The organism is Helicobacter pametensis ATCC 51478 (assembly GCF_000518225.1).
GTDB classification, from domain to species: Bacteria; Campylobacterota; Campylobacteria; order Campylobacterales; family Helicobacteraceae; genus Helicobacter_G; species Helicobacter_G pametensis.
In genome coordinates, this window is the sequence record NZ_KI912401.1 from 519,970 (window position 1) to 541,602 (window position 21,633).

Below are 21,633 nucleotides of genomic sequence, written 5' to 3' on the forward strand. Positions count from 1 at the left end.
TCAAGGCTTGAAGCCTATAAGATAGATAAAAATCCGCGATCTAATCCACTCAAATCTTGATAAAACTCAAGATATTGAGAATCTTTGAGTTTTTTGCTCATTTTTTCTCTTTGATCATATCCCATCTCACAAGCTAGATAAGGGATCCTCATCTCTTGAGCCAAATCCACCAATGCATACAACATCTCCTCTCCACCATCACCTCCAAATAAAGCATCTTTTGGTTCATATTGCACATTGGCTGGCAAGGGGAAATGATTGGCAATATAGGGAGGATTTGAAATCAAGAGATCAAAACTTTCTCCAAGAAAAAAATCTCTATTGCTCAAAACATCAATTTGGTGGAATTTAACACGATTTTTCAGTGTTTGATCATAATTTTGAGCAAAATCTTCAAGATTTACTTGACTTAGAGAAATTGCTCTTGGATTTATATCGCTTCCTATGATTTCAAGATTAGGATGAAGCAGTGCTAGCATGATAGAGATCACCCCACTCCCTACACCCAACTCAAAAACCCGATTGATTTTATATTGCTCAATCCACAAACTTGCTCGCTCAATCAAGATTTCAGTCTCAGGTCTTGGGATCAAAACTCCTTGCTGTATCCTCCATCTATAGCCATAAAAACTCACACTTCCAATCAAATATTCAATTGGCTCATCTTGCTGCAATCTTTCAAGCTTACTCACAAAGTCCTGTATCATCCAATCTTTGAGAAATTCATCACAATGTGTATGCAAATAAATACGCTCAACCCCTAAGATAAAAGCAAGCAAAATCTCCGCCTCAAGCCTTGGGCGCTCTTTATTGGAGAGTTTTTCTACCCCCACTTTTAAGGCATCAGAGATTCTATGCTTCATAATCTAGAGCTTTCAGGCGCTCTAAGAGTGGAGGATGAGTAAAATGAAAACAGATATAGAGGGGATGAGAACTTGGGAATGATTTATTTTCATTGACAAGGCGTATCAGTGCCTCTGCGAGTGTTTTTTTTGAACTTAATGATGCCCCAAAGCGATCTGCTCTAAATTCTGCCTTTCTTGAAAAAAATCCAACTAAAGGCAAAAACCAAAATGAAATCAAAGGAGCGAGCAAAAATAAGATTATCAATACATTAGCAGGGATTTTTTTTAGCCCCAGTTCAGCAAAAAGACTTTGAGGCAATGAACCTGCTATGTAAAAAATTGCAAACAAAAAAACTCCTTGAATCAAAACATTAAACACAACATCCTTATGTTTAAAATGCCCAAGCTCATGACCCAAAATCGCCACAAGCCCATCTGTGCTAATTTTTTCAAGCAAAGTATCAAATAAGACAACGCGTTTATTTTTGCCCAATCCTCCAAAATAAGCATTCAATCGTCCATCACGCTTGCTAGCATCCATCACAAAGATTCCATTACTCTCAAACCCCACACTCCTCATCAAGCCCTCAATCTTCTCTTGCAACACAGAATCTGCCAAAGGGGTGAAGCTATTGAACAATGGAGCAATCCAAGTTGGATAAACAAAATTGATCAAAAGCACCACACCTAACACAAACAAAGCCCCCCAAAGCCACCAATAACTCAATACACTCATCAAAAAGATCAAGACATACAAAATCGCTCCACCTACAACCCCAAGCAAAACGACCCCCTTGAGTAAATCCGTGATAAAAACACCCATCGTCTGATGACTAAAACCAAAGCGTTTATCAAGGATCATCTCTTGATAATACTTAAAGGGAATAGAGAGAATCTGTGAGAGAAACAAAAAACTAAAAACAATCAAAACCTGATGAGTTATCTCAGATCTCACATAATGAGCCAAAAGTGTATTGATCCACTCTAGCCCAAAGAAAATCCACAAAACAAAGACGATCAATCCCATCATATCTTGCATCACCGCTAAGCGCAATTTTTCAAGCGCATAGATCCCAGCCTCAACAAAATCCTTCGGAGAGAGCAAAATCGCCTCTTTTTGCATCGCTTTTTGGATGTGTCTATATTGCAAAAGATTCAAAACCAAACTTGGAATCGCAAAACACAAAGAATACAAACAAACCAAATAAAACGCCATAAATTCCCCTAATCAAAAAGTTTTTGCGAATGATAATCATTTTTTTGTTTGGCTAAATAAACAAGACAATACAGGATAGGAGTGTCCAAAATAGCCAAACACACAAAAATCGCATAGCTTGAGATAATGATCTGCAAAATCACATCCCATTCATACACACCCCAAAAAGCTCCTAGAGTAAATAAAACCGTATTGACAAATTGAGAAATAAGAGTAGAGCCATTATTGCGCACCCAAAGCCATCTCTCCTGATCTCCACAAAGCCTCACACTCCACTTCCACCACCAATGATAAAGCCATACATCCAAATATGAAGCAATCGCAAAAACAAGTAAGGAAGCACAAATCACTCTTGGCGTCTGTGAAAAAATATGCTGCAAGCTCTCACCCATCTGAAGATCAATGGGCACATAATGCAGCCAAAGTTGAGAAGACATCAGAAATAAAACACTAAAAAACAAAGTCAATTTCACTGCCTGCTTAGCTTCTCTTTTGCCCCTAAATTCGCTTAATGCATCCGTGATCAAGAAAGTTGATGCAAACAAAACATTACCCAAGGTTTGCGTCATCCCAAATGCCTCAATCAAAAGACTCACCTCAATATTGGCCACAATAGTTGCAAACACCCCAAACACCATCAATCCCTGAATACCAAAAAAGAAATAGGCAAGAATAACCCCCCCATAAACAAGCACAAGACTTACAATCAACAATAGTTCATTCATCACCCTACTCCAAAATCTGTATTATCAAGCAAGAAATCGATACGCCACTCATCTTTATACAAAGGATAAAGAGTGTCCAAAAACTCATCAATTACAGCCTGATTGGCGTGCATTTTGGAGTTATCACACATTACATTGACACAGATTCTCTCAAAATACTCCAAACCAAGAACAATATCTTGCTCAATCATATCAATGCTCTGCCCAGCCAGCCCTACCAATAGATTGGCCTCATCAAAATCATGGGCGATTTGATTTGGAAAAACCTCACAAATCCCCTTTTTCAAAAGCTTTTCCCTCAAATAGACATTGAAACTCTCAAGACCTAGTTTGACTTTCACCTCTATTCCATCAAAAAACTTTTTGAGATCCAAAATTTCATCACGATACAAATAATGACATTCAAAAATAAGTTGTTTGATCTTCTTTGTATGTGCGATGTGCAAGATTGCTTCCAAAGTTTTTTGACTAAGCTCACCAAAGCTTCCAGAATTGATGATTTCCAAGATTCCATATCTCCCCTCAACACAACTCAAGGCTTGATGATTAATTTCTTCATATTGAGGGGAAACATCCAAATAATAATCACAAAACAAGCAACGCTTATAGCGACATCCTAAGCCTTGGAGTAAAACAATCTCACGCTTATTTTTACTCTCAATCACCCCATATCTCTTTAGTTCACCCACGCTCCATCCCCCAACCATCAAAAATCTCACGCTTATATTCTCTAAATCGCCCTTGCAAAATCGCCTCTCTAGCTCCAATTGTAAGATTGAGATAATACTTGAGGTTATGAATGCTTGCTAGGCGATGATAAGTGATTTCATTGGCACGGAAGAGATGATGGAGATATCCTCGCGAAAAATGCTTGCAAGTGTAGCAATCACATCTCTCATCAAGTGGTTTATCTTCTAGGGCATAAATGGGAGATTTGATAGAGATTTTTCCTTGACTTGTAAAAATGCTTGCATTGCGCGCATTGCGTGTAGGCATCACACAATCAAACATATCTACTCCTCGCTCAATCCCCTCAAGAATATTCTCTGGTGTCCCCACACCCATCAAATAGCGTGGTTTATTTCTAGGAAGATAAGGCAGTGTAAAATCAAGCGTCTCATACATCTCCTGAGCACTCTCTCCCACAGCAAGTCCTCCAATAGCAAATCCATCAAAGCCAATCTCTACGCTCCCTTGTTGTGCCCTTAATGTCACCAAAGATTCTGCACTCATCTTGCGAAAGTATTCATTAGTCCCCCCCTGAACAATGGCAAAGATATGGTTTGTTTGAGCTTGATTGAGCTGCTTTTGAGAGAGATGATATTCTAAACTCTCTTTGGCCCACTTGGTGGTGCGATCGATGGATTCTTGGATGCGCTCATTTGTCGCAGGTAATCCAACCAAATCATCCAAAATCATCATAATGTCACTATTGAGTGCATATTGGATATCAAGCACTCTGGAGGGTGTGAAAAAATGTCTACTACCATCAATATGGGATTTAAACTCAATTCCCTCTTCTTTGCGTTTCCCACCCAAGCTAAAGGCTTGAAACCCCCCACTATCAGTCAAAAAATTCCCTCTATAGCCACTAAAGCCATGCAATCCCCCAAGTTCCCGCACCTTCTCTGGCGTAGGTCGCAGATACAAATGATAAGTATTGCCCAAAATAATCTCAGCCCTCAAATGCTCCATCACATCCATACAATCCAACCCCTTAATCACCCCTTGAGTCCCAACTGGCATAAACACAGGGGTTTTGACTTCTCCATGAGCAAGACGCAAAACTCCAGCACGCGCATCTCTATCCTCTCCCAAAAGCTCAAAAATCATCGCCAAAACTCCTTGAAAATCCAAAATCAGTCTTTGAGATTCTAGCAAGTTGATGGGCTAGATTACATCTCCATAGGGCAATCCTTGAGTTTTTATGATTTTTATTCTTAATCTCATTTCAGGATTTAAGCATTCCTGTATAATTCTGCAAAACTTCAATCATAAGGCTCTCAAAAACAAAATGAAACAAATTGCTCTCATTCTAGAAGGCGAATGCGCAAAGATTTTTTTAGAAAAACTGCTACATCAATACCACAGCTCAAATTTTTACACAATCATCACTCTAGATGCCTCACTGATTCCTCACACTTATCCCAATCACTTTTCTTTCCATCATTTTGATCCCACATCCACTCCAAGACTCCAAGAAGTATTTGTCTCACAACCTGACTCACTCTTTTTGGTTCATAATGATCCCAAAGAATGCAAACTCATTCACTCAGCCCTAAGGAAGATTTTTCCTGAGATTCCACTCATTTTGCACTCAACACATACTCTAGAGATCGATGATCCTCATCTTGAAGAAGTCTCTGCTCTATCTCTTGCTAGCAATAAGCTTCTCACACATCTTCCCAATATCCCAACACCTATCCAAGATGTAGGGATTGGAAAAGGTGAGATTATGGAGATTTTGGTCCCATCTGGCAGTGTTTATTGCTATCGCACACTAGGATCAATCTCTCAAAAAGAATGGAAAATCGCTGGAATCTATCGTGATGATGAATTCTTGCTTAGTTCATATTCTCTAAGTATCCGTCCCAATGATCGAATCCTAGCCATTGGAAATCCAAAGATTCTCAATAATGTCTATCGCCAAATCACAAGCTCTCTTGGACAATTTCCCATTCCATTTGGCAAAGATCTTTTCTTGTATCTTGATGAAGATCTACTAGATGAAGTTGAAATCCTTCAAGACATTGATGAGGCTCTCTTTTTGCACAAACACCTCAACAATGCCCAGCTAATGATCACCATTCTCAATCCAAGACGATTTGATCTTTTAGAGCATATCAAATCCATCCAAAACACCTCGATCAATGTCCAGATTGATTATCAATCTCTCTCGCTCTCAGAGATTCTCAATCTTCATCGCAAAAAACGCATCGGACTTGCCATTCTCAATCACAAGCTTTTCTCCTCAATGGATGTCAAAAAAACTCTTCTTGAATTTTCAATCCCCACTTTTAAAACAGCCAAGCATAAACTCCAAGAATGCAGCTCAAGCCTTATCCTTTTGGAAGAAGATCCACATATTGCTTCTATCACCCTTGATATCGCCTCGCAATTAAATCTTGATTTTGAGATTTATGATTTTGATGTGGATGGTCACTACCACACAGAGTGTTTTGACACATATAAAAATCTCTCACAAATTTTTGCCAAACCCATTCATCTCACCCAAAGTCAGAGCAAAAATCCGATCATTTATCTCTTAGAGCTTCAAAAACCCATCTTGCAATTCCTGCCCCTAGACCCAGCAATCAGCAACCACACTCTCTCAGGGATCGCTTCAACGCATCTCACCTATCACTCCATCCATCTTGATAAAAATCCACAGATTCTCATCCCTATGTCCTATGAAAACCATTAGCCTCAAATCAAGCACCATCCACTTTGGAGAAATCCAAGAACTTTGTTTTGATGGAAGCGTTCTAATCATCACAGACACACAGGTAGCTCCTCTTTATCTAGAATTTCTCAAGCAAAAAATCCAAGCCCATGCTCTTTTTTCGCTGGTGATTCCAAGTGGTGAATCTAGCAAAACACTTCAATCCCTTGAGCAAATCCTAGATTTTGCCTTTGAATGTGGGTTGGATCGCCACAGCACGATGATTGCATTAGGAGGCGGGGTGATCAGTGATCTTGTGGGATTGGCAAGTGGGCTTTATATGCGAGGAATCGCATTTTGCAATATCCCCACCACACTTTTGGCTCAAGTGGATGCAAGTGTTGGAGGAAAGTGTGGCATCAACACTCAAAAAGGCAAGAATCTCATCGGCTTATTCCACCATCCACGCCAAGTCTTTATCTCAGATATCTTCTTAAAAACACTCTCTGAGCGCGAACTTCATGCAGGGATTGCTGAAGTGATCAAAATGGCAATCTGCTTCTCTCCCGCACTCTTTGAACAGCTTTTTGATTCTCAATGGGTCAGAAATAATCTCCTTGAGATCATCTATCAAAGTATCTCCATCAAAGCTCAAGTCGTCTCTAAAGATGAGAGAGAATGCAACCTACGCTCAGCACTCAATTATGGGCATACTTTTGGACATGCCATCGAAAAAGAACAAAACTTCCAGCATTTTTTGCATGGAGAGGCGGTGAGCATTGGGATGGTGATGGCCAATGCGCTTTCTGCACGCATCACAGGATTTCAAGAATCAGAGCGCATCATCACACTTCTTCAAACATACAATCTCCCCACCACCTATCAGATCCAAAATCTTTCCGCGTTTTATCAATCACTTTTTTTGGATAAAAAAACCCAAAATAAACAAATAAAATTTATACTTCCACTCAAAATTGGTTCTTTTGATTTTTTCTATCCCTCCACCCAAGAGATCCAATCCATCCTAAGTGAGTTTTCAAAATGAAAAAAATATGCTTGATTTTCCTATCTGTTGCAATGCTTCTTTGTGCTTCTAGCAAGGAGACTAATCCCAAAGATTCTAAGCCTCTATCCAAATCAGAAGAGGAACTCATCCATGCAATCTCTGGAGAATTAGATCTCATCAACAAAGCACTTGATGGCAATGAGAATCCATGGGTGAGGCGCTACAATAGCTATCTCAAATATAATTCTATTATCAACCAAATCAAAACTATCGAATGGAGAATTAAGCGCACCAAACCTACACCTAAAAATACTGAGGAACTCCAAAGTCTCAATAATCGCCTTGAGGCCCTTCAAAGACAAAAGACATTTTTTTCAGACTATGAGGGAAATCCTTATAAAGAGCTCACAGAAATCAAAGAGATTCAAGAAGTGCCAAGTGTGACCAACCCTATCGCAATTTTTTCAGGGATCAACTTCCTCAAACAAATCAAAGCACAAGAAAAAACACTCCAAAACAACCAAGCAACACTCAAAAAAACACTAGCTCTCCTTGATCAGAAAAAAAACCTTCTCACCCAGCTTGTCAAACTTCAAGACAAAAAGGAGCAATATAATTCCATCAAAGAGATTCAAAAAGCTCAAAGTATGAAACTCGATCTTCAGTCTGCTCAAAGCATACTTGAGACTTCTTTAGAAGTCTTCAGTCGGCGTGTCACTGAGCTCAACTCAAGTATCACAAATCAGATCCAAAAGCAAACCCTCAAAACAATCTATATTGCAATCTTATGTCTTGTGATTTTCTTTATCGCTCTAGCAATCAAGGTCGCTCTTCGCAAATATCTCGATCATGAAAGACTCTATATCGCCAACAAAATTATCAATTTCTCATATATGACTATTATTGTGCTTACTGTTTTGCTGAGCTATCTTAGCAATATCACCTATCTTGTGACATTTTTGGGTTTTGTTTCTGCTGGACTTGCTTTTGCTATGAGAGACTTATTTATGAGTGTTTTGGGTTGGTTTGTGATCGTGATTGGCGGTGGTCTACATGCTGGAGATCGCATCAGGATTCACAGAGACAACACAACCTATGTAGGAGATATTCTAGACATTTCTATGACGCGTATCACGCTCCTTGAGGATGTAACACTCAATACATATCTTGAAACACGCCGAGCTGGAAGAATTATCTTCATTCCCAATAACTTTATTTTCAACACAGTGATTTCAAACTACACTCATGGCGGAATGACAACTATTTGGGATGGAATCGACTTTACTATTACCTTTGATAGTAATTACAAAAAGGCTGTCGAAATTGCCACAGAAGTAGCACGCAAATACTCCAAGCCCCATACAGAAATTGCCAAAAAGCGTATGTCACGCCTCAAAGAGCGCTATTCTCTCAAAAGAATCAGCCTAGAACCAAGGATTTTCAATATGATTGAGCCAAATGGGATGAAAATCTCTCTTTGGTATCAGACCAATGCATTCACAACGCTCAATGTCAGAAGCAGTATCTCAGGAGAGATCATTGATCTCTTAGCCAAAGAAAAAGATATCAAGATTGCCTACAATACGACCAAAATCGTCAATACAGGGAGTGATGGGGTATGGGAAAGATTCACACATGAGGAGCAAAATGAAACCAAAAGTCCTTTTTAAAACATTTGGATGCCGAACCAATCTCTTTGATACTCAAGTTATGATTGAGAATCTCAAAGATTTTGAAGTGACACACAAGGAAGAAGAAGCAGAGATCATCGTGATCAATTCATGCACTGTGACCAATGGAGCTGATGCTGGAGTGAGAAATTATCTCAACAAGATGCAAAAAATAGGTAAAAAAATCTATTTCACAGGCTGTGGAGTCGCAACAAAAGGAGAGGAAGTCTTCCCTCAAGTCTCTGGTGTCTTTGCTCACGATCACAAAGAAAAAATCAACTCTCTTCTCAAGCAATCACAAAAATTCTTTCTTCCCACCCAAAATGACGCCCATATCGATCAAACCTTGGTAAGCGAATTTGTGGGCAAAAGTCGCGCATTTATCAAAATCCAAGAAGGATGCGACTTTACTTGCAGCTATTGCATCATCCCTTTTTCAAGAGGAAAGGCACGCAGTATCCCCCAAGAGATGATTCTCACACAAATTCAAACCCTAGCCCAAGAAGGAATCCAAGAAGTCGTTCTCACAGGCACCAATATGGGAAGCTATGGCAAAGACACTCAAAGCTCTGTAGCAAAACTCATCCAAGCCATCTCAAAGATTCCCAATATCAAACGCATACGCCTTGGATCACTCGAACCTAGTCAAATTGATGAAGAATTTTTGGAGCTTTTGGGGGAAGATTTCTTAGAGCGTCATCTCCACATCGCTCTCCAACACACACATGATGTGATGCTTCAGATTATGAATAGACACAATCGCACACAAAGCGATCTAGAACTCTTTGAAAAAATTGCTGCCAAAGGGTTTGCTCTAGGAAGTGATTATATCGTCGGGCATCCTGGAGAAAGTGAAGAGATCTGGAATCAAGCCTTTGAAAATCTCAAAAAGTTCCCCCTCACACACATCCATCCCTTCATCTATAGCCCACGCACTGGAACACCCTCAGCCTCTATGAAACCACGCATTCATGGAGATATCGCCAAAAAACGCCTACACAGCATCAATCATCTAATCGCTCAAAAAAATCTTGATTTTCGCAAGCAGCATGCCACAACGCCTCTAAAGATTCTTATCGAGAGTCACAAAAATGGGAGTTTTTATGGATTGGATCAATTCTTCAACAAAGTCAAGATCAAGTCTTCCAAACATTTGATGGGTTGGCTTGAGTGCGACTCCTATACAATTATGCAAGAGTATAACCATATTGAACTCTAAGGAGATGATATGAAGCCCAAAACAAAACTCATTCTTGGCTTCTCTCTGGGGTTGGTGTTTGCTGCGCTCATGGCATTTTTGTTTTTAAGGGATTATTCTCAAAACATCACTCAAGAAGAGTTTAATGCCCTTCTTGCCAATGCTTCCAAATTTGAAACTGATGAAAATTATCTATATTTTTGGAATCAAAACAAAGAATACAAACTTCTCAAAGATGATCAAGTCTTAGCCCAAGTCAAAGAAAAATATCCCATCCAAACACGCTCTAATTGGCTTTTTATCTCTATCTGTGTGATTGTTTTTGCACTCCTTGTGGCACTCATTTTTTATTTTTTCTATCAAAAAAACAAAAAATCATTCTCTACCCCCATACAATCATCCCCCCACATCACAAACAAACAAGAATCGATCTCCCCCTCACAGCCAGATCCCAAAATCACTCTTGATTCTCTAGCAGGGATTAGCAAAATCAAAACTGATTTATTAGAAATTATTGACTATCTCAAAAATCCCAAAAAATACTCATCTCTTGGACTTAGAATGCCCAAAGGCGTGCTGTTGGTCGGCCCTCCAGGTGTGGGTAAGACAAAGCTAGCCAAAGCCCTTGCTAGCCAATCTGGCGTGCCTTTCTTTTATCAAAGCGGGAGTAGCTTTGCCCAAATTTTTGTAGGAAGTGGAGCCAAAAAGGTGCAAGAACTTTTTCTCCAAGCCAAAAAATGCAAACACGCCGTAATTTTTATCGATGAGATTGATTCTGTGGGTAAGATCAGGGGTCATGGCCGTAGTGATGAGCGTGAATCCACACTCAACCAACTCCTCACAGAGATGGATGGATTTCTTGATAGTTCCAATATCATCGTCTTTGGAGCGACAAATAACCCAGAAGTTCTAGATCCTGCCCTCCTTCGTAGTGGGCGCTTTGATCGTAAGATCTATATTGATCTCCCTACATTGCAAGAAAGGATTGAGATCTTCAATCTCTATCTCAAACAAAAAGATTTCAATTGCTCTATCAAAGAGCTTGCCAAAGATTGCGCGGGGTTTAGTGGAGCGATGATTGAAAATCTCATCAATGAAGCAGGATTATTGATGCTGCGCAATGGACGCTCTATCCTCACTCTTGATGATTTCAAAGAAGCCAAACAAACCCTGATTTTCTCACTCAAAAAATTCCCCTCTCTCAATCAAGAACAACGCGAGATTCTAGCCCTCTATCAAAGTGCAAAAGCTCTCTATGCACACAAATATAATATTGCTTTTGAAAAAGTTGCACTTTGGGAAGAGGAGAGCATTTATTATTTACAGGACTTTATGAGCAAAACTCAAATACTTCAAACTCTCAAATTTTATCTTTGCGGGAATGAAGCCCTCAAGCTCTTCAAACAAGAGCCCTATAATTGCGCCAAAGATGATCTAGCCAAAGCCAAGATGATTACAAGAGAATTTTTAGAACACAACGGAATGGGTACAAGTCTATTTGATCAAAATCCAGAGCCCATCATTGCACAAGCCCAAGAAGAGCTCATCACCTTCCTTACCCAATCCCAAGAAGCTCTCCACAAGCTTTCTAATCTTATGCTTGCGCAAGAGCATCTCACTCCAAAAGATTGCGATGCGCTTCTTTAGTGGATTTTGTTTTCAAAATGAGAGCGAACTTTTTGCTCCCCTAATCCAACTAGAAGGCAAATACACCCTCAATGGCTTTAGCTATGGAGGGATCAAAGCTTTTCAAACTGCACTTCACCATCTCCACAATCACCAACGCATCCAAACACTCAATCTCTTCTCACCTGCTTTCTTCCAAACCCAAAAACCAAGCTTTCTCAAAGCTCAACTTATGGGGTTTAGAAAAGATTCTCAAAGCTATATCAAGAAGTTTTTAGATCTGTGTGGAAATCCCTCTAGCAAATACTACAAACAAGGCACGATTGAAGAGTTGGAGGAATTATTGTTTTTTCAATGGAGGGAAGAAGAGCTAAACACTCTGGTTCAAAATGGAGTGGAAATCAATATTTTTCTTGGAGGAAGGGATCAGATCATCCCTCCTCAAGAAGCATTGGAGTTTTTTTCACATTTTGGCAATGCATATCTTTACAAAGATCTCAATCACTGTTTGCAATACGATCATCTTTGACCGCACTATAGGCAAATTTGACATACACACTCAACCCCAAGAGCAACAGCGCAACCCCACCTGTGAGATACAATGTATAGCGAATCATCTCTGGTTCAATAATGCTAAATTTAAACACAAGCATCAAGGCCTCAATTGCTAGAGCGATAATGATAGACCCAAGGAAGCGAATCATAGTTTTATGGATCGCATAATGACTCTCACCACTATTGCGTCCCAAAACCTCTTCTTCAAAGATTGCCTTGACCAAATCCACAATCGCTAGAGACAATGTGAGCAAGATCGTTGCCTCAAATACCTCCTTGATATCAAGCCTATTAAAATGCACCACAGCATGCCAAAAGCTATATACACCTCGTGCAAAAAGTAGCGCACTCACCAAAAACAACATCAAAGAAAGTGCCATATAAGCAAGATTGGATGTTTTTGAAAAGAAATTATAGAGCTTTGTTGGTGCCCCTATTGCTAGAGCCTCTTCTAGTGTTAGATCAATGCAGGCAATGTATTGCAATTCTTGATTTTGATCATAGATTGGATAGCTTGCGGTGACGACAAGCTTTCCGCCATTTTTACTGGGATATGGATCAGTTAAGATACAGCGCCCCTCTTTCTTACACTCATAAAAATAAGCACGATCAGAATAGTTTGGCAACTCTTTTGGAATAACATCACAGCTTTCCTGATTGAGCTTGCGTACCTGATTGCCTTGAGCATCAAGCACATAAAGCGCATCAAAAATCTGAATCTCTAAAGCAATCTTTTCAAGCTCTTTTGTGATTTTCTCAAGAGATAGAGGAATGAGTGGATTGCGAATATGGCGTGAAAATAGATAGCACATATATGCTCTCACTTCATAGCGAATCTTTAAATACTTAGCGATATCCTTAGATAACATTTCTTCTCCTTATTGTGTAAAACAAAATGCTATCAGACTTTGAGAACACTATAGAAAGATTTGATAGCTTTGGATTATTTGCCTAGACAAAATTCTCCAAACATCTTATCTAGTAGCTCCCCACTCTCATAAGGCTGAGTGATAGATCCTATGGCCATAATTGCATCTTTGAGATTATAAGAGAAAAGCTCCAAGACACCATTTTTCAATTCAGACTTGGCTAATTTTAGAGCATTGATGGAATCTTGCACACTTTGGATTTGATTGGCACTTGAGAGGATGATTTCATCACTATCTTCTCCACTCAAAATCTCCTCTAGCTTCATCAATACAGAATCAATCTCTTTTTGTTTGGCACTCAAACTCAAAGGCTCTATCTTCAAAACCTCTAGCTTACTTGCATCTAGCTTTCTTGCTAGATCACTTTTGTTCAAAATCACAATCAATGTTTTATTTTTGTGATGAGTTTCGCGCAAAAGCGTCAATATTTCTTCATCTTCCATATCCCATTCTCTTGAGGCATCAAAGAGTGCAAGAATGATATCGCTTTGCATAATCATCTCCTTACTTCGCTCAATCCCGATGCGCTCAACAGTATCCAATGATTCTCGAATCCCAGCAGTATCGATGATCCTCACAGATACCCCTGCGATATTAAGACTCTCCTCAATCGTATCTCTTGTCGTCCCTGCAATCTCACTCACGATCGCTCGCTCACGCGCAAGCAGAGCATTGAGCAGGGAACTCTTGCCTACATTGGGTTTGCCCACAATACTCAAGATAAATCCCTCCAAAACTCCACTTCTTGCAACAGAATGCTTCAAAAGCTTTTCAAGTTTTTCCAAAATTGCATCAATTTTTTGCTCTAAGCGCTCAATCAAATCTAGGGGCAAATCCTCATCACTATAATCAATCATCACCTCACTATATGCCAAAGCCTCATAAAGATGATCGCGTGCAATACTGACAAACTCACTCAATTCACCACAAAGATGGCGCGCTAGTGCTTTTTGGGCACGCAAACTTTTTGCCTCAATCATCTGAGCGATTGCCTGAGCTTGTGATAGATCGATGCGTCCATTCAAAAATGCCCGCTTTGTGAATTCTCCGCCTTGAGCGAGTCTAGCCCCATGTGCCAATACAAGCTCTAAAATCCTTCTTGCAATCACACTCCCCCCATGACACTGAATCTCACAAACATCCTCTCGGGTATAACTCAATGGAGCTTGAAAATAAAGGATAATCACCTCATCCAAAATATCTTTTCCATCATAAAGATGGCACAAAGTCGCATGGCGTGGGACGAAAGATGAGCGATGTGTCAGAGATTGGATGATTTGAAGAGATTCTTTGCCACTTAAGCGCACCACAGCCATCGCACCTCCCCCCAGAGGTGTTGAGATCGCTGCGATTGTTGAGTTATCGTGATCGGAAATCATTGACCACAATCACACTCTCAGATTCTGAAATTGTCTTCATGACAATGTATTTATCAGGGATTGCTTCTCTAAAGCGTCGTAATGCAATACTTGCACTAAGTGGATCAAATGGCTGAGTTTGAAAAAAGCTTCTTGAGATCATCTTGTCATAATGTTCTTCTAGATATTCTTCAACTCGTTTTTCTTTATTTTTCAAAAAATCCGCAATCTCTAGGCGCAAATTCAGTGCATAATCTTTCTTGATCCAAACAGACAAAAGATAATGAATCGCATGATAACGATAGCCCTTCTCTCCGATCAAAAGGCCACAATCTGGTCCATCAAACTCAACATAAAGCCAATCCTCTCTCTCAATCTTGACTTTGATTTGATCAATCCTATAAGGAAGAAGTTTGAAAAGCTCCCTGATTTCTTTGGCGATCTTTGCATCTTGCAAAGAAGGTTTTTTTGAAGCGGGCTTCTCTTGGAAAAATGCATCTTGTATAGGCAAATAACTATCTATATTTTCCCTCTGGATCTCTTTTTCATCCTCTTCTGGCTTGATCTTTTGATGATTTTTCTTTTGAGCCACGATCACTGCATCTTGCTTGCCAAAACCAAAAAATCCTTTTTTGGGAGAAACTGCGATCTCATATTCTACTTCCTCAATCGAGCAAGCAAACTCTTGGATTGCCAAATTGAGGGCATCTTGAATGGAAGGAGCGATAAACTTTTTCATTGTTTTGCCTTCTTTTGATTTTCAACGATGCGATTGATGAGAATCTGCTGGAAAATTGAGATGATGTTATTCACACTCCAATACAGCACAAGTCCTGCTGGGAATGGGAAGATGATGAAGAAAATTGTAAAGAACAAAGGCAGCATTTTGAAAACTTTTTCTTGCATAGGATCTGTGAAATTTGATGGAGTAAGAATCTGAGAGATATACATCGTAACTCCCATCACAACAGGTAAGACATAGTAGGGATCAATGGCAGAGAGATCAATGATCCATAAAGCCCAAGGTGCGGATTTGAGCTCAACAGCACAATAAAGCACCTTATAAATCGCAAAGAAAACAGGGATCTGCAAAAGAAGTGGCAAACATCCACCCAAAGGATTGGCTCCATGTTTGCGATAAAGATCCATCATATGCTTTTGCATCTTTTGAGGGTCGTTTTTGTATTTTGCTTGGATTTCTTTCATCTCAGGAGCTAGATCTTTGAGTTTTTGCATCCCCATCATTCCCTTATAACTCAATGGAAAAAGCACTAAGCGCACGATAATCGTCAAAAGGACAATCGCCCATCCCCAGTTTCCACAAAACTCATAAAGCATCTCTAAAAGCAAAAACAAAGGCTTAGCAAAGAATGTGATCAACCCATACTCCACCACATCAGTCAATGGTGCATAGAGTGCCTTGAGATCTTGATAGTTTTTGGCTCCGATATAACCCTCTAGCTTTGCATCTCCTTGAAATTGAGCAAACGCAATAGGGTTTTTAGCCTTAATATTTCCATCCACAACGACATTGAGGTTTTTTTCGCGATCAAAAATCACACTTGCAAAGTAGCGATCTGCACTTGCTACAAAAATCGAATCTCCATATTTTTCAACCCCCTCTACATCCCCCTCTTCAAGATTCTCAAGCTTGCCATCCTTTTTAGCGATGATTGTTCCAAGGAATGCATAATGATCAGAATCTGCAACAGGTCGCGCACCATTAGTTAAAAAATATTCTTTATTTGCACTTGTTTTGATCTCAAGCACATAGCTCAAATCTGGCTTCAAAGTCAAAATCTTAGTCACAACAAAATCCCCTAGCTTTTGAGTGAGCTCAATCTGGATTGGCTGATCATCCATTTTAAAAGTGCTTTGATTGACTTGATATGGCGTATTGAAAGCCATTTGATTAAGAGTTTTATCCACGAAACGGATCTCAAGAGGCCGAATCATACTTGGATCAAACAAAGCCAAAGCATCCAAAGCCTCATGTTCTTGCTTATGATTGAAAAATTTGGCAAAAATACTCTTTTGTGGATTTGTCAAGAACTTCTTCTCTTTGAGATAAACCTGCTTAATCCGACCAAGGGTATCAATCTCCAAAGTAAAATCTTTGGCTTCTACTCGTGCTAAAACTTCCTGATCTGAACTCATTTGAGCTGAAGCAGAGTTTGGCTGCAAAGATGGAGCAGATTTAGATACCTGAGCTTGCTGGCTTGGTGTAGTTTCTATTTTTTGTTGTTGTGGGAAAAAATAGGTATAAACACTCAAAAAAACTAGAGTGAGCACTCCAGCTAGTAAGATTTTTGAAAAAGAAAAAACATTCTGATCTTGTTGTTGCATTTTAATCCTTTAGTAAAATATAGGCCCAAAAATGAATTGGCTTTGTCATCAGGCAGTGAAACTCAATCTTGTCCTTAGGAATCATCCAGTAAGAACACTCTATCCGACGATACTCAAGTTTTGAAATCTTCACATGCACCAAGGGATAGTCATACCCCCCATCACACCACGGATGGCATTTTGAAATCCTAATTATAGAAAAAAACAAAGCATACAATGGATGAGTTAATTTAAAAAGCGTGAGAGAATAGCTAGAACAGCTTGGATAAAAGCGACAACTTGGTCTCTTAAGTGGAGAGATAAACAAACGATAAAAAACAATGATTGCAATAAAAAATCGAGAAACCACCCATCGCATCATTCCAATCATCGACCCAAAACTCTCAACATTTCCTCTTGAATACAAGAATAACTCAACCTAGATGCATCCTTGGCAACAAAAATAATAGCTTTCCCGACAAGCAAATCCTGATGGATACGACAAAAAGCACGAAACCATCTCTTGATCTTATTGCGAGTTGGTGCATTGCCAATTTTTTTGGAAACACTCAAACCAGCATAAAACTGATCTTCTTGGGACAAAAATGAAGCAAAAACTTTCCTCTCCTTAAAGGAAAGTTTTCTCTCCTTAAGTGATGGATGAGAAAAAGTAAGAATATATGAGCAAAAACTCCCCCTATCGCATTTTTTGCTATTTTTATAAACGAAGTCAAACTCAGCTTTACTCTTGAGCGTTCTCATTTAGACAGAAAGTCTTTTGCGTCCTTTAGCTCTTCTTGCATTGATCACTTTTCGACCATTTTTAGTCTTCATTCTCACTCTAAATCCATGAGTTCTTTTGCGAGGAGTATTATGTGGCTGATAAGTCCTTTTCATGCTCAAATCCTTTATCTAAAAATACAAAAGCGTAATTATGCCCTTGTTTTCAGGTATTTTTTCTTATTTTTCAGAATCCTGCACCAAAATATACACATCATCCATTTTGTTTTTTTGAAGCATTTGCATCACTTGCACAAAAGCATCAAACTCACTCTTACGATCTCCCTTGAGGATAATATGCGTTTTTTTATCCATACTTGCTACCCTAGCACTAAGAGTTGAAAAACTCACAAGCTCCTCTCCCAAAAAAAACTTTCCATTTTTATCGATGGAGAGAATCACTTCTTTCTTGTCTATCTCTTTATTGCTTCGCCCTTCTTCTTGAGATTTTGGGATATCGATAGGGACTTTTGAGGTATTGACAAAGGTCGCACTTGTAAGCACAATCACAAGCAACACAAGCATAATGTCAATAAATGGAACCAAATTCATCGAATCCATTTTTTTCATCGATCTACTCTCCCAAAGGCTTGTGTGCGATATCCCAATGCGTCAAAATCACTTCAGCTTTCCTGATCAAAAGATTATAAGCCACGATGGAGGGGATGGCGACAAGCAATCCAGCAGCAGTTGCCTTCAATGCCAATGAAAGTCCCACCATGATATTTTGAGTATCCGCACCACTTCCAAGCTCAGAGAAAGTCACCATAATCCCAGCCACAGTCCCTAGCAGACCAACATAGGGAGCATTTGATCCAATAGTTGCAATCAAAGTCAAGCGCTTATATAAATCAATCTCCAAAAGCCTCTTATCCGCATAATCACTCACCCTCATCGTGGCATAAAACCAGATTCGCTCCAATGCAATCGTCACCACAATCACACTCAAAAAAAGCAAAAACCCAAGCACCCCATAGTCAATCATTTCTCGCATATCTTCTCCTATCTATAATCCTTCAAAGCACTCCTAGCTTCACGATCCAAAATCTTTTTCTTCAAACTTTCACGCTTATCATGGAGATTCTTACCCTTTGCCAAAGCAATCTCAAGTTTTGCTCTATTGCGCTGATTAAAATAAAGCATCAAAGGCACGATTGTAAGCCCTTCTTGAGAGACCTTTCCAAAAAGCTTATCAATCTGCTTTCTGTGCAAAAGCAATCTTCGCTCACGCCTTTCATTTGGCTTATAATAGCTATGAGTTGTTTCAAGATAGGAAATATGAGCATTAAACAAAAATGCCTCTCCTTTCACAATCTTAATAAAACTATCTTTTAGGTTTACTCTTCCAGCTCGAATAGATTTCACTTCAGATCCCTTAAGTTCAAGTCCTGCCTCAAGCTTTTCTAAAATATGAAAATCAAACAAAGCTTTTTTATTTTTTGCAATAACGCGCATCCAATCCCCTATCTCTTAATCCTAAAAAAACTACTTCCACTTCCACTAAAAAACCACCCCTCTCCAAGCTCTTTTGCCACATCCAAAAGCTTTGGATACGCATTACAAGCGGGTAGATATAAGTCATTGAGCTCTTCCAAGTCATAACGATGCAAAAGCTCCACACTTGAAAGATTTAAAAAATCAAGTTTAATCTGTGGGGACAAATTAAGAGAATCAAAAGCTTGATACACTACTTTGGTATTGCAAGAAAATGAGGGGGTAAAAATCTCATATTGATAATGATTTGATTCTATAAATTCTTCAATCACTTCACCAATCCCACTGACATTGGCACTCTCATATTCACTGACAAAAAACGCCACATCTGATCCGATCTTGGGCGCAAGATTCATCAAATCTTCCTTTGAGATTCCAAACTCTCTCCCCACTTCAAGCAAAAATGCCCCAGCATTTGCGCTCCCTCCACCAAGCCCAGCTCCACAAGGAATCTTTTTCTCCACCTCAATATGGATACTTTCTAGTTCCCCAGCAAGATGAGGAAAAGCGACTTTTAATTTTTCTTTTGCATGAAAAATAAGATTTTGCTCCATCGCGCAATCAAAATTTCCACTGATTTGAAACCCCTCTTGATTGAAGCAAATCTCCATCTCATCATACACATCACCCTTAGCCAAAACAAAGCGTGAAAAGAGTGGATGCATCCCATCTTGCAAAGCTAAAACATTCAAAAAAATATTGAGTTTTGGAAAAATTTTCATGACTTGAAGTGCTTAGAAAGATCTTCAAGTTGCCCGCCACTTGGCAGAATCAAAGCGCGTTGATTTTGTTTCACAATTGCTTCTTTGAGCTCTGATCTCAAGATCACCTTATGAGGAGGTGCTTCAAACCCAAGCTTGACACTCCCTTTATCAATTGAGACAACCTTGATGATGATGTCTTCACCAATGACCACGCTCTCCTCTTCTCTACGGGATAAAATCAACATTTTGGAATCCTATTGAGCAAATAATGCACTTGATTGTTTTCATGTATTTCAATTATAGAAAAAAATTCTTCAAAAACAGCCAAATACGCCTGATGCCTCCTAAGCCCATAATTTGAGGGGATTCTAAACTTTTTGCCATATCCAATCTCATCTATAAATTCACTCAAATCTACCCTTGGCAAACTTAGCCCCTCAAAGACTTGGAGCTCTTGCATCTCTCCCTCAAGCCTCACATTCCCCTCACCTATCCGCCTCAGATAAGACAAGCTCCCCTCGCATCCAAGCCCTCTAGCGATCAGCTCTCCCAGAGATCTGATGTATCCCCCCTCACTCACACTTACTCGAAATGACAAAAAAGGATGAGAATACCCCATAAGCTCTAGCTCAAATACCTCCATCTCACTTGCTTTGAGTTCAAAACTCACTCCCTCTCTTGCAAGCTCATAAGCCCTCTTTCCATTGATATGCTTAGCACTAAATTTTGGGGGAATATAAGTGATCTTGCCCTTAAGCGAAGATAAAACTTGCAAAATTTGCCCAAGCTCAAATTCTTGAATCATCTGCACCTCATGCACTTGCTCGATATCCAAACTTTCACTTTTTGCTCCAAGCCAAAGAGTTGCCTCATAGACTTTTTTGCTTTTATCCAAATAAGGAAAAAGTCGCGTATAAGCTCCCACACCCACGATCAAAAGCCCAGAGGCAAAGGGATCAAGAGTGCCAGAGTATCCACATTTTTTCCATCCATATTTTTTCTTCAATCGCATCAAAAATGCATTAGAGCTGATACCTATGGGTTTATCCACTGCAAAAAGAGCATTCATCCTTTAGCTCTCCCAAGTTTTAGAATTATTTGATTTTAAAAAGGCTTGAAATTTTTGCAATGCCCTAAAGCGATGAGAAATCTTATTTTTTTCTTGGATTTTATCCATCGTGATTTCATACCCCCTAGGCACAAACAATGGATCATAGCCAAAGGCTTGAGGATTGAGAGGGGCTTTGATCACTTTTCCTTCACACTCCCCCCTAAAAGTCTGCTTCACTTCCATACCCCCCATCTTCCCACATACAGCAATCACACACACAAAAGATGCTCTTGATTCAACTTGTCCCAACTCTTCCAAACAAGCAAGAAGTTTGAGATTATTTTGCTCATCAGTGCTTGAATGAATAGGCAAAGCAAAATTTCTCTCAATCAAATCATTGACACTAGCCTCAATGGAGGCAAATCTTGCACTATAAATTTCAGGTATCCCTCCTAGAGCCTCTACACAAAGCCCACTATCATCAGATAAAACTAAAAAATCTCCATCTATCTTTTCTTTCAAGATCTCATAGATTTTTTCTGCCTTAAGCATCGCGTTTTCTTCAAAACTTTTACCATCTTCAATGATTTCTATCTCATCCAAAAAATCTTGATAACTTCGCACCCGTGCTCCACACAGGATTTCTTCCAATTCTTTAATTTTCTTTGCATTATGACTTGAGAGAATGATTTGCATTTTATCTATTTCCTAACATTCAAGACGCTACAATCGCGCGTCTTAGATTTTCTTATTTTCAATCAAATTATAA

At 39.4% G+C, this 21,633-nt stretch carries 25 protein-coding genes; 6 read left to right on the plus strand and 19 right to left on the minus strand.

What is annotated here, in order from left to right; translation table 11 throughout:
- Positions 1-14: 14 nt before the first annotated feature.
- Genes T391_RS0107245 through tgt form a run of 5 tightly spaced genes read right to left on the minus strand, consistent with a single transcriptional unit; the run spans position 15 to position 4,619 of the window.
- Positions 15-863 carry a HemK/PrmC family methyltransferase gene (locus T391_RS0107245; RefSeq protein ID WP_034584101.1) on the minus strand — a complete coding sequence of 283 codons (849 nt, stop codon included), beginning with the start codon at positions 861-863 and terminating at the stop codon, positions 15-17.
- The gene (locus T391_RS0107250) at positions 853-2,061 is read right to left on the minus strand and encodes a M48 family metallopeptidase (protein ID WP_027327774.1); all 1,209 of its coding nucleotides are present in this window, start codon (positions 2,059-2,061) and stop codon (positions 853-855) included. The genes T391_RS0107245 and T391_RS0107250 overlap by 11 nt, the downstream gene beginning before the upstream one ends.
- 8 nt (positions 2,062-2,069) lie before the next feature.
- Positions 2,070-2,786 (minus strand): queuosine precursor transporter, encoded by a 717-nt coding sequence (locus T391_RS0107255; protein ID WP_034584103.1) that lies wholly within the window; start codon positions 2,784-2,786, stop codon positions 2,070-2,072.
- The gene (locus tag T391_RS0107260; RefSeq protein WP_199769594.1) at positions 2,786-3,475 is read right to left on the minus strand and encodes a hypothetical protein; all 690 of its coding nucleotides are present in this window, start codon (positions 3,473-3,475) and stop codon (positions 2,786-2,788) included. The genes T391_RS0107255 and T391_RS0107260 overlap by 1 nt, the downstream gene beginning before the upstream one ends.
- Positions 3,468-4,619 carry a tRNA guanosine(34) transglycosylase Tgt gene (gene tgt / locus T391_RS0107265; RefSeq protein ID WP_027327777.1) on the minus strand — a complete coding sequence of 384 codons (1,152 nt, stop codon included), beginning with the start codon at positions 4,617-4,619 and terminating at the stop codon, positions 3,468-3,470. Before tgt ends, T391_RS0107260 begins: the two co-directional genes overlap by 8 nt.
- Before the next feature lie 181 nt (positions 4,620-4,800).
- Here tgt and T391_RS0107270 point away from each other — a divergent pair, with 181 nt between their 5' ends.
- From T391_RS0107270 to bioV, 6 genes are read left to right on the plus strand one after another with little or no spacing between them, the layout of a single operon-like run.
- Positions 4,801-6,210, plus strand: a complete 1,410-nt coding sequence (locus T391_RS0107270; protein ID WP_027327778.1) for a TrkA C-terminal domain-containing protein — start codon at positions 4,801-4,803, stop codon at positions 6,208-6,210.
- Positions 6,197-7,213 (plus strand): 3-dehydroquinate synthase, encoded by a 1,017-nt coding sequence (gene aroB, locus T391_RS0107275; protein ID WP_027327779.1) that lies wholly within the window; start codon positions 6,197-6,199, stop codon positions 7,211-7,213. The genes T391_RS0107270 and aroB overlap by 14 nt, the downstream gene beginning before the upstream one ends.
- Positions 7,210-8,844, plus strand: coding sequence for a mechanosensitive ion channel family protein (locus T391_RS08330; protein WP_051420689.1), 1,635 nt, complete (start codon positions 7,210-7,212; stop codon positions 8,842-8,844). Before aroB ends, T391_RS08330 begins: the two co-directional genes overlap by 4 nt.
- Complete coding sequence (gene mtaB, locus T391_RS0107285) at positions 8,822-10,063, plus strand: tRNA (N(6)-L-threonylcarbamoyladenosine(37)-C(2))-methylthiotransferase MtaB (protein ID WP_027327780.1); 1,242 nt, start codon at positions 8,822-8,824, stop codon at positions 10,061-10,063. The genes T391_RS08330 and mtaB overlap by 23 nt, the downstream gene beginning before the upstream one ends.
- 9 nt (positions 10,064-10,072) lie before the next feature.
- Entirely contained in the window at positions 10,073-11,689 is a 1,617-nt protein-coding gene (locus tag T391_RS0107290) for an AAA family ATPase (protein WP_027327781.1), read from the plus strand.
- Complete coding sequence (bioV, locus tag T391_RS0107295) at positions 11,676-12,197, plus strand: pimelyl-ACP methyl ester esterase BioV (RefSeq protein WP_027327782.1); 522 nt, start codon at positions 11,676-11,678, stop codon at positions 12,195-12,197. The genes T391_RS0107290 and bioV overlap by 14 nt, the downstream gene beginning before the upstream one ends.
- On the opposite strand, the gene T391_RS0107300 is transcribed toward bioV, so the two are convergent.
- The 14 genes from T391_RS0107300 to T391_RS0107365 all read right to left on the minus strand — a co-directional run bounded on the left by T391_RS0107300 (position 12,166) and on the right by T391_RS0107365 (position 21,560).
- Positions 12,166-13,092 carry a PDC sensor domain-containing protein gene (locus T391_RS0107300; RefSeq protein ID WP_027327783.1) on the minus strand — a complete coding sequence of 309 codons (927 nt, stop codon included), beginning with the start codon at positions 13,090-13,092 and terminating at the stop codon, positions 12,166-12,168. The genes bioV and T391_RS0107300 overlap by 32 nt on opposite strands.
- A gap of 74 nt (positions 13,093-13,166) precedes the next feature.
- Positions 13,167-14,531 carry a tRNA uridine-5-carboxymethylaminomethyl(34) synthesis GTPase MnmE gene (mnmE, locus tag T391_RS0107305; protein WP_027327784.1) on the minus strand — a complete coding sequence of 455 codons (1,365 nt, stop codon included), beginning with the start codon at positions 14,529-14,531 and terminating at the stop codon, positions 13,167-13,169.
- Positions 14,512-15,249 (minus strand): Jag N-terminal domain-containing protein, encoded by a 738-nt coding sequence (locus tag T391_RS0107310; protein ID WP_027327785.1) that lies wholly within the window; start codon positions 15,247-15,249, stop codon positions 14,512-14,514. Before T391_RS0107310 ends, mnmE begins: the two co-directional genes overlap by 20 nt.
- Positions 15,246-16,856, minus strand: coding sequence for a membrane protein insertase YidC (gene yidC / locus T391_RS0107315; RefSeq protein WP_034584107.1), 1,611 nt, complete (start codon positions 16,854-16,856; stop codon positions 15,246-15,248). Before yidC ends, T391_RS0107310 begins: the two co-directional genes overlap by 4 nt.
- A gap of 1 nt (position 16,857) precedes the next feature.
- Positions 16,858-17,226 carry a membrane protein insertion efficiency factor YidD gene (yidD, locus tag T391_RS08815; protein WP_420806131.1) on the minus strand — a complete coding sequence of 123 codons (369 nt, stop codon included), beginning with the start codon at positions 17,224-17,226 and terminating at the stop codon, positions 16,858-16,860.
- Complete coding sequence (gene rnpA / locus T391_RS0107325) at positions 17,223-17,597, minus strand: ribonuclease P protein component (RefSeq protein ID WP_027327787.1); 375 nt, start codon at positions 17,595-17,597, stop codon at positions 17,223-17,225. Before rnpA ends, yidD begins: the two co-directional genes overlap by 4 nt.
- A complete protein-coding gene (gene rpmH, locus T391_RS0107330) occupies positions 17,598-17,732 on the minus strand; it encodes a 50S ribosomal protein L34 (protein WP_027327788.1) in 135 nt (44 codons plus the stop codon).
- A gap of 63 nt (positions 17,733-17,795) precedes the next feature.
- Complete coding sequence (locus T391_RS0107335; RefSeq protein WP_027327789.1) at positions 17,796-18,185, minus strand: ExbD/TolR family protein; 390 nt, start codon at positions 18,183-18,185, stop codon at positions 17,796-17,798.
- Positions 18,186-18,189: 4 nt separating this feature from the next.
- Complete coding sequence (gene exbB / locus T391_RS0107340; RefSeq protein ID WP_027327790.1) at positions 18,190-18,609, minus strand: TonB-system energizer ExbB; 420 nt, start codon at positions 18,607-18,609, stop codon at positions 18,190-18,192.
- 8 nt (positions 18,610-18,617) lie between these two features.
- Positions 18,618-19,070 carry an SsrA-binding protein SmpB gene (gene smpB, locus T391_RS0107345; protein ID WP_027327791.1) on the minus strand — a complete coding sequence of 151 codons (453 nt, stop codon included), beginning with the start codon at positions 19,068-19,070 and terminating at the stop codon, positions 18,618-18,620.
- 8 nt (positions 19,071-19,078) lie between these two features.
- On the minus strand, positions 19,079-19,831 hold the full coding sequence (locus tag T391_RS0107350) for a 4-(cytidine 5'-diphospho)-2-C-methyl-D-erythritol kinase (RefSeq protein ID WP_027327792.1): 753 nt from the start codon (positions 19,829-19,831) through the stop codon (positions 19,079-19,081).
- Positions 19,828-20,058, minus strand: a complete 231-nt coding sequence (locus T391_RS0107355; protein WP_027327793.1) for a carbon storage regulator — start codon at positions 20,056-20,058, stop codon at positions 19,828-19,830. The genes T391_RS0107350 and T391_RS0107355 overlap by 4 nt, the downstream gene beginning before the upstream one ends.
- Entirely contained in the window at positions 20,052-20,882 is an 831-nt protein-coding gene (gene truB, locus T391_RS0107360; RefSeq protein ID WP_027327794.1) for a tRNA pseudouridine(55) synthase TruB, read from the minus strand. The genes T391_RS0107355 and truB overlap by 7 nt, the downstream gene beginning before the upstream one ends.
- Positions 20,883-20,885: 3 nt before the next feature.
- Positions 20,886-21,560 (minus strand): non-canonical purine NTP pyrophosphatase, encoded by a 675-nt coding sequence (locus T391_RS0107365; RefSeq protein ID WP_027327795.1) that lies wholly within the window; start codon positions 21,558-21,560, stop codon positions 20,886-20,888.
- Positions 21,561-21,633: the final 73 nt, after the last annotated feature.

Excerpts from the sequence above, each read along its gene's own strand:
- T391_RS0107245 (WP_034584101.1), bottom strand. The coding sequence starts at position 863 with ATGAAGCATAGAATCTCTGATGCCTTAAAAGTGGGGGTAGAAAAACTC.
- T391_RS0107250 (WP_027327774.1), bottom strand. The coding sequence starts at position 2,061 with ATGGCGTTTTATTTGGTTTGTTTGTATTCTTTGTGTTTTGCGATTCCA.
- T391_RS0107255 (WP_034584103.1), bottom strand. The coding sequence starts at position 2,786 with ATGAATGAACTATTGTTGATTGTAAGTCTTGTGCTTGTTTATGGGGGG.
- tgt (WP_027327777.1), bottom strand. The coding sequence starts at position 4,619 with ATGATTTTTGAGCTTTTGGGAGAGGATAGAGATGCGCGTGCTGGAGTT.
- T391_RS0107270 (WP_027327778.1), top strand. The coding sequence starts at position 4,801 with ATGAAACAAATTGCTCTCATTCTAGAAGGCGAATGCGCAAAGATTTTT.
- aroB (WP_027327779.1), top strand. The coding sequence starts at position 6,197 with ATGAAAACCATTAGCCTCAAATCAAGCACCATCCACTTTGGAGAAATC.
- T391_RS08330 (WP_051420689.1), top strand. The coding sequence starts at position 7,210 with ATGAAAAAAATATGCTTGATTTTCCTATCTGTTGCAATGCTTCTTTGT.
- mtaB (WP_027327780.1), top strand. The coding sequence starts at position 8,822 with ATGAAACCAAAAGTCCTTTTTAAAACATTTGGATGCCGAACCAATCTC.
- T391_RS0107290 (WP_027327781.1), top strand. The coding sequence starts at position 10,073 with ATGAAGCCCAAAACAAAACTCATTCTTGGCTTCTCTCTGGGGTTGGTG.
- bioV (WP_027327782.1), top strand. The coding sequence starts at position 11,676 with ATGCGCTTCTTTAGTGGATTTTGTTTTCAAAATGAGAGCGAACTTTTT.
- T391_RS0107300 (WP_027327783.1), bottom strand. The coding sequence starts at position 13,092 with ATGTTATCTAAGGATATCGCTAAGTATTTAAAGATTCGCTATGAAGTG.
- mnmE (WP_027327784.1), bottom strand. The coding sequence starts at position 14,531 with ATGATTTCCGATCACGATAACTCAACAATCGCAGCGATCTCAACACCT.
- T391_RS0107310 (WP_027327785.1), bottom strand. The coding sequence starts at position 15,249 with ATGAAAAAGTTTATCGCTCCTTCCATTCAAGATGCCCTCAATTTGGCA.
- yidC (WP_034584107.1), bottom strand. The coding sequence starts at position 16,856 with ATGCAACAACAAGATCAGAATGTTTTTTCTTTTTCAAAAATCTTACTA.
- yidD (WP_420806131.1), bottom strand. The coding sequence starts at position 17,226 with ATGATTGGAATGATGCGATGGGTGGTTTCTCGATTTTTTATTGCAATC.
- rnpA (WP_027327787.1), bottom strand. The coding sequence starts at position 17,597 with ATGAGAACGCTCAAGAGTAAAGCTGAGTTTGACTTCGTTTATAAAAAT.
- rpmH (WP_027327788.1), bottom strand. The coding sequence starts at position 17,732 with ATGAAAAGGACTTATCAGCCACATAATACTCCTCGCAAAAGAACTCAT.
- T391_RS0107335 (WP_027327789.1), bottom strand. The coding sequence starts at position 18,185 with ATGAAAAAAATGGATTCGATGAATTTGGTTCCATTTATTGACATTATG.
- exbB (WP_027327790.1), bottom strand. The coding sequence starts at position 18,609 with ATGCGAGAAATGATTGACTATGGGGTGCTTGGGTTTTTGCTTTTTTTG.
- smpB (WP_027327791.1), bottom strand. The coding sequence starts at position 19,070 with ATGCGCGTTATTGCAAAAAATAAAAAAGCTTTGTTTGATTTTCATATT.
- T391_RS0107350 (WP_027327792.1), bottom strand. The coding sequence starts at position 19,831 with ATGAAAATTTTTCCAAAACTCAATATTTTTTTGAATGTTTTAGCTTTG.
- T391_RS0107355 (WP_027327793.1), bottom strand. The coding sequence starts at position 20,058 with ATGTTGATTTTATCCCGTAGAGAAGAGGAGAGCGTGGTCATTGGTGAA.
- truB (WP_027327794.1), bottom strand. The coding sequence starts at position 20,882 with ATGAATGCTCTTTTTGCAGTGGATAAACCCATAGGTATCAGCTCTAAT.
- T391_RS0107365 (WP_027327795.1), bottom strand. The coding sequence starts at position 21,560 with ATGCAAATCATTCTCTCAAGTCATAATGCAAAGAAAATTAAAGAATTG.